This window comes from Paenibacillus sp. RS8 (assembly GCF_041956825.1).
In the GTDB taxonomy this organism is placed as follows: Bacteria; Bacillota; Bacilli; order Paenibacillales; family Paenibacillaceae; genus Paenibacillus_AQ.
This window is the reverse complement of sequence record NZ_CP168131.1, coordinates 2,377,738-2,393,095: the sequence shown is the minus strand read 5'-3', so window position 1 is coordinate 2,393,095 and position 15,358 is coordinate 2,377,738. Positions and strand designations below refer to the sequence as shown.

The following is a 15,358-nucleotide window of genomic DNA, read 5'->3' as shown; positions in this document are numbered from 1 at the left end:
ACGATAAAAAGTTTGCACTAAAATATACGACAAGCATAATAAATAACTGGCCTTCAAATTTCTGATCATAATTATATGTAATGATAGACAGAGCTAAATCAGCAAGCGTAGTTATCAGCGTAAAAAAGATAATGTGGTAAATCTTCCGAGCCATTGATCCGTAGAATGAGTACAATATACAGATACTTAAAAGAACAACAAATAAAAGCAACCTGACCATAGCGTTTGTGTCACTAGACAATAATTTTATGATTCCCATAGAAAGAAAGGTTAAAGAATAGAATTTATACTTTGAGATTCTGAGGTTAAGAAATCCATTAAAATAAATTGAAATTGATGTCACCTGAACAAGCGTATAGAGAATAGCTAGAACCGCAATGCTTATAACCTCAACATGTCTCAAAAGCCAATCCTCCTTTTTATGAAATGGTTATAGGCATCTTTAACTATTTTCCTCTGCCCTCTACTAATTGCAAAACTTTCCTTATTGGTAAGAATAATATCAGTCCCTGAAACAATATGTATGTAATTTAAATTTATAATGGTGCCTTGATTTACTTTTATAAAGGATAATGGATCAAGCATTTCTTCAATCTCTTTTATCGTGCCATAGAATGAAAATTCGTCATTAACGGTTACCACATGTATAATCCTACCTTTCTCAGAGGAAATGGATAGAATCGTCTCGCTTTTAATTTGATAGTTAAGATTTTGAGTTTTGAAGAATAAGTACTGGTTATTCCTTCTGACCTCATCAATTGCGTGAAGTAATACTTTACTTATTTGTTCTTCTTGTATAGGTTTTAGTATGTATCGAAAAGGTGAAACTTCAAAGCTTTCCATAGTGTAATTGTCATAGCTGGTAACATAAATGATAATCATATTTTTGTCTATTTTTCTAATTTCCCTAGCGACCTCAATTCCATTTAGAATCCCCATTTCAATATCTAAGAATAATATTTGATACTCTTCGTTTCTAGCATTTAAGGCTTTCAATAATGATTTTCCGGATTCATAAATATCAATATCTAACTCTATGTTTTGATACAAGACCAGACTATCCATAATGATCTCCTCTAATTTGGAGCTATGTAATTGCTCGTCATCACAAATACAAATTCTTATCATTCCCCTAAACTCCCTCTGTTGAAATAAAATAAAGAAATTGAAATTTCAATATATGCCTATAGTTATGTAAATATTACCTTATTAGTATTAATTCAACAAAGTAGGTCTGAAGTCCTTGCAAAATAAAAAAGACGACCAAAGTCGTCTACTAAATACTTATTAAAACCAACGGTAAATCTGAAGCCGTACAGCTTCATCCTTCGGATTTGGGATTACAAAGTCCCTCATGAATAAACACCGTCTGCACTTCGAAACTTACAGGATCCATACAAAACACTTGGACCTCCAGCGCATCCATAAGCTTTTCCAAGTGCCTTCTTTCCCCATTACGAAGTTCTAACATCTCCTTATATTGTAAGGAATCTAAAACGATCAAAACCGCTTTCTTTATGCGATTAGGTGATCCAAAATCATTTGAATAACTCTCCAACAACTTGGGCTTTGACAGCACCTGATAATATGTCGCGATTTCAAGAACACATCTTAAGAGGGTTTCTCGATTTTCTTTAATTTTAAATTCGATCAGAACAATACAATCATCCACCAAAGAAATCAAATCAATCTTGCCTAATCCTTTATCTGCCCTACTATTTTTTAAAGGGACCTGATAGTCGATAATCCTTCCAATATGATCGAATATTGTACCACTTTGACTCAAGTTAAATAATTGGATGGCAACTCGCTCTTCTTTTCGATTAGAGTCCTCTTCCTTATGCCCGGTAGTAACAACCCCGTTATGCGTTGCCACGCGATACCCTTTCTCTCTTACTACTTCATTAATCTCCTTCAGTCGATTTTTTATATCCAGTCTCAGCAATTCTTCAGCAATTACTTCTGTGCAGAATTGGCCATCTGCTGTCTTACCTCTGCGATTAATGATGCTGGATGTATACAATTGATCGATTGTATTAATGAGAACACCCACCTCATTTAGAATGGTCATCTTTGAGAGCATAATTTTCCCTCCTCTTGCGTGTCTGCTTATTTCGAATAATCGATTTTCATAATATCGTTATTGTATGTCATGGAAGGGAAACTCAGTATCTATCAATATAAGATCAAGTTTCTTCTATCCCTTACTGACCACAAAAAAAACACCTCTCAGAATTTTATCGGACAACCCAGAAGAGGTTATCCAATGTCTATTCTTAGAGGTGCATTTTATTACTCGTGCAAAACGAACTGCGCAATATTCTTACTATGATCACCAATTCGCTCCAGATTGGTCAGCAGGTCAAGATAAATGGACCCCGTTCCGACAGAGCACAAATCCTTATGCAAACGCTGAATATGATTCTTACGGTACTCTATTTCCAGATCATCCAGCTTTAATTCAAGTTTAAGCACCTCTTTAGCTATATCCTTGTCATTATGTTCAAGAGCAACTAGTGCTTTATTCACAGCCTGATTCGCAACCTCAATCATTTCCTTAAGCTCAGCGGCCGCTTCGGCTGATAGCTCCAGCTTGTTCGTCATTCTGAATTCGCCTAGTTCCACTATATTCTCAGCGTGGTCGCCGATTCGTTCCAGATCACTTACGGTTTGGAACCAGCCTGTTGCCTTCTCAGATTCTCCCGGCGAAAGACCCTTTTGGTGAATTTTCACGATATAATCGGTGATTTTACGGTTCAGCTCATTTACTAGCTCTTCCTTCTGAAGTGCCAACTCTGCAGATTTAGTATCCTTATTGAAAAAGAACCCTGTTGCATCCTGAAGGGATTCGTATGCATATTGTCCCATCCGTACAATCTCATGCTGAGCTTGTCCAAGAGCCATAGCAGGTGTCGCAAGAAAACGTTCATCCAGATAAATTGCCTTGAACTGAATCTCCTGCATTTGGCCTGGAATAGCCTTTGTTACGATCCAAGCCAGCACTGGAATAAGAGGCAGGAAGATCAATGTATTTGTAACGTTGAATAAACCATGAGCATAAGCAATCTGCATACGGATATTCACACCTTCTCCAAGCCACAGGACAATGTTATACACGACCGGTAACAGGATCGTGAAAAGAATTGCCCCAACAATATTAAAAATAACGTGTACGAGAGCCGTACGTTTAGCAGCCACCGTCGCACCGATCGATGCAAGCACCGCCGTTATTGTTGTTCCGATATTGTCACCGAACAAGATCGGTAAAGCTCCCCGCAAACTAATCATGCCTTCGTCAGCTATCGTCTGTAGAATACCAATCGTTGCGCTCGAACTCTGAACAATCATTGTAAATACCGTTCCGACAATCAAGCCCAAGACGGGCTGGTGAGACAGCTCAATCATAAAATCTGTAAATGCAGGCAATTCCCGAAGTGGTTTAAGTCCCCCTCCCATCGTACCAAGGCCAAGGAACAAGGTACCAAAGCCAAAGATAATCTGTCCAATATACTGGTATCGCTTTTTGTGAATGAAGAACAAGAAGAAAGCACCTACTGCAATAATGGGAAGGGCATACTCTTCAATCTTGATCCCTACAATAAACGCTGTCATTGTTGTTCCGATATTGGCGCCCATGACTACACCAATAGCTTGACGCAAAGTCATCAGTCCCACATTTACAAGCCCGATCGCCAAAACCGTTGTCCCCGTAGAAGATTGTATCAATACGGTTACGCTAATACCGACAAGAACACCCAAAATCGGATTGGATGTATACTTCTCAAGCAGGCCACGCATTTTATCCCCAGCGGATTTCTGAAGCCCGTCCGACATATATTTAATACCAAACAGAAAAATCCCAAGTCCACCAACGAATTTAAATATTAAATCCTGCCAATCCAAGGGAAAGCCTCCTCCACATGTATAAAATAAACAGATTCAACACATAGCATGATCTAAATTCGGGACGTCTAACCCGGTTTACCGTACAAAACTTCAAAATATAGCAAGGGTCAATCGGTGCAACACAGCAAAAAAGCTCAAGCATCCGCAGATAACCGCAGGCTTGAGCTTCTTTTTATAAATAACATAAAATAGATTGTTCTATCCAATACGTAAATACAGTATCAGGGCTTTCTTTTTCGAATTTTTTCATTTTTAAATACATGTCTATTCCATCCGAAACATCATGCCATAAATCGGTAAATACAAAATCATAGTTTCCTTTAGACATATATTTTTGAGCATATTCGAAGGCATCTGCTTTGATAATCTTAATCTTGTGAGCATTTTTGAATTGTGGCAATACGTAGTTATTAAACAACTGAATGACATCTTCATTCATTTCAACAACCGTAATGCTTTCGACATTAACTCTTTCAGATACCATATATGCATAGTAGCCAAGCCCCAGTCCAAAAGTAAGGACATTCCCAAACGCTTGATCCACTGCTTCTTTCATCGTTTCTATTTCATTAGGCGTAATCGTCATCCAGATCCTATCGTTTTCTAATACTGCGGGAAAGCTAAATTCCGTTTCAAAAAAGCCGATTTGAGGAATTTGTCTTCCCTCTGCAGTCCGCATGATATCATTACATACAAACCCTTCAAAAGGTTTATAGGTTTCATATTTCAATTCACTATTACCAATCTTTATAGTTGGTATCTTGATATTCTTATAATACGGATTGTCATAAAATTCATTTGCATCAAGCTTATGAAGCATATTGTTAAAATATTTGTTGAACAATTCCTTATCCTCAGCATTATCAACCGTGTCCATCCCAAAAGCAGAAGCCAATAGTAGACCAAAAGCGTATTCATAAGTTACGCCACACTTTACGATCTCTCCAATTTCATCTTCGTGAATAAAGTCTGGTGAATGATTTAAATACTGGCTAAGCAAAGCGAATACTTTGTAGTTATCTTCTTTTATTTGATCTGTTATTCCTTTGTTACCTACCATTTCCTCACCTGTCTATTTAAAAATTATATAGTAAAGCACTGTTATCCCGATCTCTTTTCAACCATTCCTCATTTTATCAGTCTTTATTCAATTTATCATGAGGGGAAGCATAGTTTTTTTTCGTTGGTTACAATTTTTCTTAAGGTAGGTAAGAGCGAATGGTTTATCGCTGCAAAAAAAAGCCCAAGCATCCGCAGACTGACTGCCGTAGGCTTGAGCTTTTAAGTCTTATACTCGTGGATCGCTTTTCCGTTCCTACATCGATTTTTACTAGTCGCCAATTGTTCTAATCATCGTGTCATACGGATCTAATGTCATGGTTTGTTGCCCATACTCCGTTTGAATCGTAGTGCTTTGAAGTTCATCGCTATTGTTAATCACCACGAGGATTTTACTTGCCGGATAATAAGCACACTCTGTATATAAGTTATCTGTAATGTACTTTGCTTCTGTGAACTCATTACCCGCAAAACGAATCAAATTCAGCAGCAATCTTGTATTCTCAAAGCTGAAGGTGAAAGAAGGTAGATAGATCCCCTTTCCTTTACCGAAAGCATGAGTAGACAGTGTTATTAGACCATCCGTTTCATTCACAACTGCTGCCGATCCATCGGTAAGATTAAGGTTGTTTTTGGGCTTAATGGTAGTCCCAGCAGGAACTAAACCAAGTTCATCCTTCACTTCGTATGTCCATTTTCCATGCGCTACTCTGGAGCCTGTATCCTCATCCACACCGAGAACATGTGCCATTCTGAAAAAGCTGTCATACCCTTCAAGCGCCGAAGGCTGATTCACACCTATAAAAGTACCACCTTCATACACCCACTCTGTCAGTAAGTCCACGCACTTGCTGTCCCTCCAGTGTTCTCCACCACTCCATGCTGAACCAGCAGAGCCGGCGTTGATCACTACATCATAATCTTTTAAAATTCCCTGACGGATATCCTCAAAATCAATAAACTGTACTTCAATCGGCAATCCAGATAAAGCCTCATTGATATGAATCAGATCATGCATATACGTTTCATGGAAATGCCCGGACAAGGTCCAAGATCGCAATTTGCCCCAAGCATGCAGAATGGCTACCTTAGTCTTGATATGATACGGTTTGCCTTTATGATGCAGGTCTTTTATTTCTCTGAATTCACCTGCAATCTTTTCGATGTAATCACAAAAATCCGGGTAAGGCTCTACAAGATGCAAGTATCCGCCCAATCCAATTCGATCTATAGGCTCTCTGAGTAGAGCACGCCGGATATTGATCCAATATTTTTTGGCATCTAGTGTAGGGTTACCTCCCTCCATAAAAGTAGGAAGCCCTCCCAATCCAACCGGAAATAAGTAGGGATGCAGCCGAATCTCATGGGTATCTACTTTTACACCTGAACACATTCTTGCCTCGAACCCTGAGAACACACATTTAATCATTCCGTCGAAGCCAAACTCCTCAAAGCGATCATTGTAAGGCTCCATACCAACCCAACTATCATCATAGAAAACATACGCCAGCTTGTCGTGCTTATGCACTATATCAATTAACTGCTTACTAAATCCGATGACAAAATCATTGATAAATGCCATCCAGTCCAGCTTGCGCTGATGCGCCGGGATATGACTGACTCGATATTTTCCACCATTCACAAAATCCTCGGCCGTGAGCGAATACCCATATTTCCGAGCAAACAGATCAAGCGCTCTTGAGCTTACCGTAAAATCGTATGAACCCCAGTCTGAGAACAAATGGCGATTGCGCTCATTGCTGCCCCAGATCCAGGCGAAATTATAAAAGAGTGAGGTAAACCGAACCACTGTTGTTTCCTTATGCTTATGACACCAATCTTCTATCCAATGGAGTAAATATTTTTGCGTTTCAACATAGATGGGATCAATCTGCATCAAATGCTCTTTTTCCCAATGATTCGTGGTGTGATTGTACATGGAGATCTCTTCCCAAATCCGGTAGACCATGAAGCTGACAGTATACTTATGCCAAGGCGCAATGCCAGTAATGACCACATTTCCTGATTCCCGCTCATAATTCCACTGATCTCTTGGAATCTCTTCACCTGTAGTTCGGTCATAAACCTGCCAGTACTTAAACGCCTCTTTGGAATCATTTACTCGAAATTGCTCAGCGAAAAAGTCCTCCATCAAATAGATGGATACATAATCTTCGACCGCTACCTTCGGATTGGTAATTAAAAAGCTCTGCTGCAGCTTATCAGGGTTCTGGGATGCCCATTCGTTATGATCTCTGATGATACAGATTGTAGAATAAATGCCGTATCCTGCGTTGATAATCTCATCAGATAACTGCGTACCGTCACTGTCACGGATGACATCGGCACCCCACCGTTCAGCTAACTCTAAGGTCAGTGCCTCATAACCGGATTCGCCCGGCAGTGTAAAGGCCCCGGTTGTTTGCTTGGACAACTTGGATCCCTCCTATTTAAGCATATCGGATAGAAAAGAGAGTGCTAAGCCTTGACCCCAGCCTTGAATCCAGTCTTTTGGAATATTGCGATAACCTTCCCGGTCCTTCATAACCGCTGTTCCACCGGATACTCCCAGTACTCGTCCATCCTCGCTGATATTGCTTAGGACACCCTTCAGGGCCTTTTGTACACATTTAGTATGCAGCGGATTGCCGTTATTGATCATTGCAGCCGCTATCCCGCAAGAGGCAGATACTTCTTCATAAGATTCTTCGTCATCAAGCACTGTCCGCCACAGGCCGTTCTCCGTTTGCACAAGCTTGAGTGCCGCCAATTGATCGCGCAGCGAACACTCCACGTCCATACACGCCGGATACAAATACCATTCTTTCAAAAGCTTTTTGACTTGCGACATGGTATATGCGCCCCAAGCATTTGCTCTGCCCCAATATAGTCCGGACATATGATCCTGCTTCACATTATTGTAGCCATGGTACCAGAACCCGCTGCTAGGGTCTTGCAGGTATTTGATATGCCAGTAATATTGATTCAGGGCATCCTGGATCATTTCCTGATCGTTTAATTTACTTCCTACTCTGAGTAGAAAAAATGCCGCCATAAACAACGTATCTGCCCATGCCTGCTCTGGAAAATCATTAGAGACGGATACGGTATGCTGCAGCACATGATCTCCGAATCTGAGCGCATGGTTCTGCAGATAATCCACCTTGCTCATTACAATATCCCAATATTTCTGATTGCCTGTTTCTTCATATAATGTGATCAGCATATGCCCCATGGCACAGGTGTTTACCGTCCAGTCCGGCAGGCCCAGCTCAATATATTCATCTGCCCACTGGACAAGCATATCCAAATACTCTTTATTACCTGTCGTTTTATAAGCTCTGGATACCCCATAATAAGCCACACCACAAGGCCAGTCCCATGTTAAATCCATCGTCATTGTTTTTCTAACTACTTTGTCGATGACGCTTAGAATCTCTTCTCTGTCATAAGTTAATTGAAGCATCTTGATTCTCCTCTCTTTCGCACACGCCCTCATTGGCGCTTGAGAGCTGCCGTACTATGTAAACGCTTTACTAACTCTATTGTAAGGAGTAAAATAGTCTGATTCTAAGCATATTCATAACTAAACTGTGCAATTTCGATCATTAACTAGTGGTTCTTATATTTCGGGATTGGCCGTGACTACAGAGAATTTTTGGACTTCCGGTCGCTGTTGTCTGCAGATTTCTTGATTTTATACCGCTCTTCGCGGTGGAAATCTGCAGACTGCTTATGCTTCCGAAGCGAGCTTTCCTATGGAAAGCTTTCAGGCGGACGCTAACGCTCCTACAGTTCCAAACTTCTCCTCCGCCACTTTTTTCCCAAATTGTATAATATCAAGTTCTCTTTATACAGTTGAACTTGAAAGCTCTTTCACCTATAATCTACACAAATCAACGGAACGGGAGTATTGAGATTATGCCCAGAAAAAAGAAACCCGTCATTGAATACCGCCACTACAGCTTGCCGATAAACTTCCCAATTTTACTGTTAAGCGGTGAACGTTGGAAGATTTCCGATATTAAAAGTGAACATCTCCATTTTCATAACCATTTAGAGATTGGCATTTGTCATTCGGATAGCGGCATTATGGAGATCAAAGGGGAATCTGTACCTTTTAAAGCCGGAGATGTAACCTTCATCCCTAGATATCTTCCTCACACAACGTATAGTTCGCCAAATGAGGCTAGTCTTTGGTCTTATATCTTCTTTTCCCCTGAGGATCTCTTTCAGCATTCATTCAAAAGCGCTTACAGCGACTTCGAACCAAATTTATGGGCGATCAAGGGGATGAACTGTATTTTGAACAAGGAGGAACATCCCAAGGTTTATACCCTTGCGACATCGGTCGTAGAGGAATTGAAGCACAAAAATCCTTTTTATCAAGAAAGTGCCTACGGCTTATTATTATCGCTTTATATAGAACTGCTTAGAATCCATTCCCGGAATGAACCCTTGGCAGAGCAAGAAATAGAGCATAACCTGAAAGGCGATTTTGTCATCTCTCCGGTTCTGGAATACATCACTAAAAACTATATGACACCTATCACCATCGCTGACCTGGCTGATCTGTGTCATCTAAGCACCACTCATTTTCGAAGAAAATTTCACGAGATCATGGGAACTGCACCTCTCGATTTTCTAAACAGCACCCGTATTGAAGAGGCCTGCAAGCAGTTAAAAAGCACGGATGCTTCCATCCTCTCCATCTCCGAACAAGTCGGATTTCAGTCCATTTCCAGCTTCAACCGATGCTTCTCGAAGCTTATGGGCGAATCACCCAAACAATGGCGAAAAGGTGCACATTCCGAAGCTCAATCTGCAAAAGCATCTATATTGGAGTTTACAGGGTGGGTATAGGGAAAGGAGTCCCTGTTTACTTCACTTCACAAAATCTACTTAGCACATGTATGATTTGCTCTTTGCTCATAGGGGCGTCGTGTCCTGGGATATACGTAGTAAATGAAAGAGTTGTTAAAAACTCAACATATTCCTTCATTTTTATGGGATCAATCTTACCTTCTCCATGATAATAATCTCCACTATGTGCATCACCTGCAAATAAAACCTCTGCTTCTTTAACATATACAACACAAGAGTCTGCTTCATGCGGCCCTCCTACCTTGAGAATTTGGCAAGTGATGCCCCCTAAATCCAACGTTAAAGAATCCTCGAAAATAATCGATCCTGTGCTGACCGAAATCTTATCGAATGTATCATATTCTTTTTTCATACAGTTATAGGCGAATTCTATTTCTCCTTTGGTCTCTAGACGTTGTATAACGGATGCTTCATCCCAATCCCACGCCTTGAATCGCTTAAGTAGACTTATTGTGCAAGGGAGAGTTTAGTTTTAGACGTCCTCACCAGGTACATAAGTTAATCCAACTAAAAACACAAAAAAGAGTCCCTCAGTAACCACTTATTTATGGTTATCTGGAAACTCTCTCATTGTTAGTTTTTGCTATAAGATTATTTAGATTTCTTCACAGTCGTCGATTTAACTTGAAATGCTCCATTTTTGTAAGCAAGAACAGAGGTTTCTTCGCCTTTTACTACGGAAGTAGCTCCACCGTGAATCATTTTTGTTGCAACAATTTCATAGACTCCGTTTTTGTCTACATCAGAAGCCCTCATTGTATTGTAGAGCGAACGTTTGCCATTCACTTTCACGTACTCGTTAAGAAGAACTTTAACACTACTGTCTTTGAAGGATACTACGTAAGCATTGGTGCTGCCGCTGTTACCACCAGAGTATACAGTAATCATGACATCTTTAGATTTATCTCCGTTAAAATCTCCAATGAAGTTGATTTTTGGTTGGTAACCCTCGAAGCCTTTGATATTACTGTTAATCACTTTTTTAGTTTTACCTTCGAGTACGACGATGTTGATATCTGTAACCAAGCCACCATTTGTGGCATCCTTGTTACCAATCAGTAATACGTTATCTGAAACGCCATTACCTGTTACATCCATTGTTTGTTTCGCTAGCAAAATTGTTTTTGCTGTCGTTGGAATTCCCTTAAGCTCAAAGCGTTTGCCAACGGTGTATTCACTTGTTGTAGTTGTAGCTGGTGTAGTCACTGGCTTGCTATCGGATTTAATGGTTTCTGTATCCACAACCTTGAAGGCACCATCTTTGAAGGTGAAGGTTGTTTTTTCCTCGCCTAGAACGATGGCTTCAGCGTTACCGCGAATTTTTCTAGTCCCTACCAAATCATATACACCATCTTTATTAAGATCCACTTGCTCTAAAGTGTTGAAAAATGCTGTTTTACCATCCACAACAGGCTTTACACTCAAAAGTGGCTGTACCTTATCACCTGCGAAAGACAATATGTAAGCATCGGTCGTACCGTTGTTACCACCGGAGAATGCTGTAAACATGACATCATTTGCTTTGTCGCCGTTGAAATCACCAATCCATTGAATTTCTGGCTTAAAGCCATCGAAACCACTGATTTTTGCATCCTTCACTGTGTTTGTTTTGCCATCCACAACCACCAGGTTGATGTTGGTTACATAACCAAGCTCATCAGCTTTGTCACCGATCAGATAGATTTTATCATTAACACCGTCTTTGTTTACATCGTTGACTTGTTTACGGATAAGAACCGATTTATCTGTTGTTTTAACACCTTGCAATGCGAAAGGTTGTCCAACAGTCAGTTCACCAAGTGCAGGTTGCTTGAATGGATCTTCTTTGGTAGTTTCACTTTTGGTAGCTGCGAATTCGCCATTTTTGTATGCGAACCATACTTTTTCATAGCCTGTTACCACTGAAGTAGCTTCGCCATGGAGGATTCTGATTCCAAGCAGCTCGTTCACGCCATCATTTTCCACATCAACCGCTTCTAATGTTCTGAATAGTGCCCGTTCGCCCTTCACCTTCAAATCCCCGCCCAGAATAATAGAAGGGGTATCATTCTTAAAAGTTACGATTCTAGCATTGGTAGAACCTTGGTTGCCACCGGAGTACGCAGTAATCATCACATCAAGTGCATGGTCATTATTGAAATCACTCACATAGCTGATTTTCGCGTTCAAACCACCGAAGTCTTTAATCCCTGCGTTTAACACTTTGTTTGTTTTGCCGTTTACAACGATGAGATTAATGTTGTCGAAATCAGGAGATTCATTTTTGTCGCCGATGAGATATAACGTATCTTTAACTCCATCCAAATTAATATCCGTAGTTTGTGTTGCAATCAATACTGTGTTTGCATTTGTTTGGACACCAGCTAGTGTAAACTTTTGTCCTACTTGATTAACAGATGGCGCTACTGTTGCGCTTGTTGGCGTTGCGACAGGATTTGCCATTGCTTGAGATGAGAAAGATGCGACAGCTGCTACACATAATGCAACGGATAATGTTTTCTTAATTTTCATTGTGTTTCCTCCGATGGTTTATAAAGGTTGGTGTCGAATACAGACTTATTATATTCCTAGCAACCTAGGACAGTGTTACGGTGAGGTAACATTATCCTATTGAAATAAAACAATATATAAATAAAATATCCAATTCAGAGGAATATCAGGTGCTAAATAATGCCAACTCATTTTTAGGAGAGCGGTTACAAAATTACTAGGAACACTTTCATTGGCTCTACCAAGGGATTTGAACAACCCTACTTTTTTTAATAGTTTGATAACAATTCTGTAAATCAGTTTGATCCAAACGATGCGCAACCTATTTCAAGGCTACAGCTCCATACCAGTGATGAAGAAATTAATACTAGCGCAAAAGAATATATCAACTATATCTTTAAGCACCGTAATTGATCCAAATACAAAAAGGGCTATCCCAAGTCTGATCAAAGACTTTAAGGATAGCCCGCTGTTAAAAGAGTCTAAAGCGTCTCTGTAGTAAGTGTAAATCCTTCGATCACGGCATCTTCGTCGACCTCAATCAAGATACAACGTCTCCCATGATGATTTACCTGTTTCACATATTTTAAATCCTGCGGACTGACCGAAATTGTAGCTACTTTTGTTTCGATCTTTATCGATTTGGTAGTGAATTTCGGCATCACGCTACTTGCCTTCATCTCATAATGCTTATCGTCAACGATCGTTTCAAACGCCCGTTCCACTTTTTCCGTTGTCACGTTCTCTACGCCGCTTACCGTCAGTACGCGTTCCAGATCTCTATAATCGAGCTTTGGAGGTTCTTCCTTATCGTCGTTGGTTTCGATGACCTGATGGATCTCCTCGTACACCTGTGCGAGGGTGGTTGCGTCAAGCTGTTCGCCCGCCACTTCCTTCACGATGTCTTCGAATATCGCTCTCTCTTCCAGTGCCGTCATGGATCTTTCGGCATTCAAGACCTCTCCGACGAAATGCGGATCCGGGAAGTTCGATTTACCTGTACAATACAGAATGCGGTTCACATCGGAATAATTGTCCGTCACACTCGGGTAAAAGAAGCCCTGCTCCGGTGTACTTAGCTTGACGATCGGATCTACAATGACATTGTACTTGAATTCCCGCTCCACATAATCAAATAAGAGAGCTTTCCGCTGCTTCTCCGTGGAATTCACGCTGCATAGAATAAACGGATGCGCGAATAGTTCGTTTTTCTCACTTTCCTCGGCTTCATCGTTTCTATCTTTAGTCGGGCGATAATACTGTCCACGAACGAAGGTGATCACCGTATCGCGTTCATAATGAGTATCCGCCATCATTCTGTCCACGAGCAGCAGCATCAGGTCCTGCCATTCATCTGGATCCCCTGTCACCAAAGCTTGGTGAAGCATCACCTGCGCTGGTTCCTCCGCTTCCGCCTGAAACTTCAACTCGAACAGTTTCTGATCTAACTCGCCTGTCAGCAGTTTTTTGAAATTGCCCATATACAGCTCCTGCTTTTCTCTGTCCACCATTCCAAATGGCAGGCGCTCCCAATGATAGATCTCGTTGCTTTCCTTCATAATATACACGTTGAGAATATCGTAAATATTCATTAAATCATGATCCAGCTTAAATTGCTTGCGTATATGCGCGACTTCTTTCTTTATCATGGTTCGTTAGACAACTCCTAGGAAGATAAATTGGTCTTTTCAGTATAAAGGATAAAAAAAACCTTCGCTATATTAGTTGAACTTAAGATTGCTCTATTAAGGTAAGTGCGTGACTGCGGTGAATGTTTGGACTTCCCCTCCATACGTGCTCGTTCTAATCAATTTATCGCATGCTCTAATGCATAGTCTTCAAGGGGAATATCTACCTGTTGATTCATGGCTAGCTTGGCCAGCTGCTCACCAAGAAAGGGTCCCATCGTTAATCCGGATGACCCTAGTCCATTAGCAACAATTAGTTTATTCCAGCCTTGAACCCTGCCTAACACGGGAAGAAAATCTGCTGTAAATGGACGGAACCCTACTCTTATCTCCTTTAGGCTGCAATCTGCAAGACCAGAAGCCGTTTGAAGCCCTTTATTTAAAATCTCTTGCATGCCACCTGCGGTTACAGCCGTATCATAACCTACTACATCATTTTCATGAGTAGCACCTGCCACGATATTTTGATCCGCAAATGCAAGGATATATTGATCCGTAGGCGGCATTACCACAGGCCATTGCTCTGTATTTGTCCCTTGAGCAAGCTTCAAGTGCATAATTTGAGCTTTTTGATAACGTACTTGGAGCATAATCCCAAGCGGATGAAGCAAAGCGTTGGACCAAGCCCCTGCACACACAATCACTTCATCCGCTGTGAATGTCTGTTCTCCTACACTAACCCCTTTAATTTCATGATCATCATGCTCTAAAATAGCATCTCCTTCAATCATTTGCGCACCGTTACGCTGTGCCGCTCTTAGCAAAGCATCACGTAATTCACGTCCGTCCACTCTTGCTGCACCCGATACATGAAGCGCATGATAGCCTTCCGATAATAATGGAAACTTCTCTTGCGCTTCAAGATCCGTCAGCATCGTAAGTTCCCCTATTTCAGGGGCGTCCTCTCTGCGCAGTTCCGCTCTTTCTTTCATCGCGAGTAATTTTTTCAAATCATCATGAATACAGATCGCTCCTACTTTTGCGTATCCAGTCTCGGTTTCTCCAGCCTCTTGAAGCTCTTGAATAAGTGCTGGATAAAAGCTTGCTCCCGCTTTAGCAAGACGATACCATGCTTTGTTTCTACGTTGAGACAACCATGGACAAATAATCCCTGCTGCTGCATCCGTTGCTTGTCCAACATCTTTACGATCTATAATGATGACCTCAGCACCTAACTTACTGATCTGATAGGCCGCTGAAGCCCCTAATATCCCTGCACCAATTACAATAACCTTTTTCATGTCTGAAATCCTTTCAGTTATCACTTTTAATCAATACATTAACACATCTACTATGTATCAATGTAACAACAAGAATGATAATTCATTTAC

At 40.8% G+C, this 15,358-nt stretch carries 11 protein-coding genes; 1 reads left to right on the top strand and 10 read right to left on the bottom strand.

From position 1 onward, the window contains the following. Positions 1 to 399: 399 nt before the first annotated feature. The 6 genes from ACDZ28_RS12050 to ACDZ28_RS12025 all read right to left on the bottom strand — a co-directional run bounded on the left by ACDZ28_RS12050 (position 400) and on the right by ACDZ28_RS12025 (position 8,431). Positions 400 to 1,128, bottom strand: coding sequence for a LytR/AlgR family response regulator transcription factor (locus tag ACDZ28_RS12050; RefSeq protein ID WP_375104776.1), 729 nt, complete (start codon positions 1,126 to 1,128; stop codon positions 400 to 402). Positions 1,129 to 1,321: 193 nt separating this feature from the next. Continuing rightward, positions 1,322 to 2,083: a hypothetical protein gene (locus ACDZ28_RS12045; protein WP_339289211.1), complete on the bottom strand. Its 762-nt coding sequence runs from the start codon at positions 2,081 to 2,083 to the stop codon at positions 1,322 to 1,324. Between the two features lie 209 nt (positions 2,084 to 2,292). Then, positions 2,293 to 3,903, bottom strand: a complete 1,611-nt coding sequence (locus ACDZ28_RS12040; protein WP_339289210.1) for a Na/Pi cotransporter family protein — start codon at positions 3,901 to 3,903, stop codon at positions 2,293 to 2,295. A 175-nt stretch (positions 3,904 to 4,078) separates the two neighbouring features. After that, positions 4,079 to 4,966: a hypothetical protein gene (locus tag ACDZ28_RS12035; RefSeq protein ID WP_375104775.1), complete on the bottom strand. Its 888-nt coding sequence runs from the start codon at positions 4,964 to 4,966 to the stop codon at positions 4,079 to 4,081. A 270-nt stretch (positions 4,967 to 5,236) separates the two neighbouring features. Next, complete coding sequence (gene gnpA / locus ACDZ28_RS12030) at positions 5,237 to 7,399, bottom strand: 1,3-beta-galactosyl-N-acetylhexosamine phosphorylase (protein WP_375104774.1); 2,163 nt, start codon at positions 7,397 to 7,399, stop codon at positions 5,237 to 5,239. Positions 7,400 to 7,411: 12 nt separating this feature from the next. After that, positions 7,412 to 8,431 carry a glycoside hydrolase family 105 protein gene (locus tag ACDZ28_RS12025; protein ID WP_375104773.1) on the bottom strand — a complete coding sequence of 340 codons (1,020 nt, stop codon included), beginning with the start codon at positions 8,429 to 8,431 and terminating at the stop codon, positions 7,412 to 7,414. 455 nt (positions 8,432 to 8,886) lie between these two features. On the opposite strand from ACDZ28_RS12025, the gene ACDZ28_RS12020 reads away from it, so the two are divergent. After that, complete coding sequence (locus tag ACDZ28_RS12020; RefSeq protein WP_076120131.1) at positions 8,887 to 9,828, top strand: AraC family transcriptional regulator; 942 nt, start codon at positions 8,887 to 8,889, stop codon at positions 9,826 to 9,828. 16 nt (positions 9,829 to 9,844) lie between these two features. Here the strand turns inward: ACDZ28_RS12020 and ACDZ28_RS12015 are convergent, their stop codons facing one another. The 4 genes from ACDZ28_RS12015 to ACDZ28_RS12000 form a co-directional block, all read right to left on the bottom strand. Continuing rightward, positions 9,845 to 10,201 (bottom strand): hypothetical protein, encoded by a 357-nt coding sequence (locus ACDZ28_RS12015; RefSeq protein WP_339289205.1) that lies wholly within the window; start codon positions 10,199 to 10,201, stop codon positions 9,845 to 9,847. 239 nt (positions 10,202 to 10,440) lie between these two features. Continuing rightward, entirely contained in the window at positions 10,441 to 12,360 is a 1,920-nt protein-coding gene (locus tag ACDZ28_RS12010) for a hypothetical protein (RefSeq protein WP_375104772.1), read from the bottom strand. A 461-nt stretch (positions 12,361 to 12,821) separates the two neighbouring features. Next, positions 12,822 to 13,988, bottom strand: coding sequence for a DUF4317 domain-containing protein (locus ACDZ28_RS12005; RefSeq protein ID WP_341110409.1), 1,167 nt, complete (start codon positions 13,986 to 13,988; stop codon positions 12,822 to 12,824). 158 nt (positions 13,989 to 14,146) lie between these two features. Beyond that, complete coding sequence (locus ACDZ28_RS12000; protein WP_375104771.1) at positions 14,147 to 15,268, bottom strand: NAD(P)/FAD-dependent oxidoreductase; 1,122 nt, start codon at positions 15,266 to 15,268, stop codon at positions 14,147 to 14,149. Between the last annotated feature and the right edge of the window lie 90 nt (positions 15,269 to 15,358).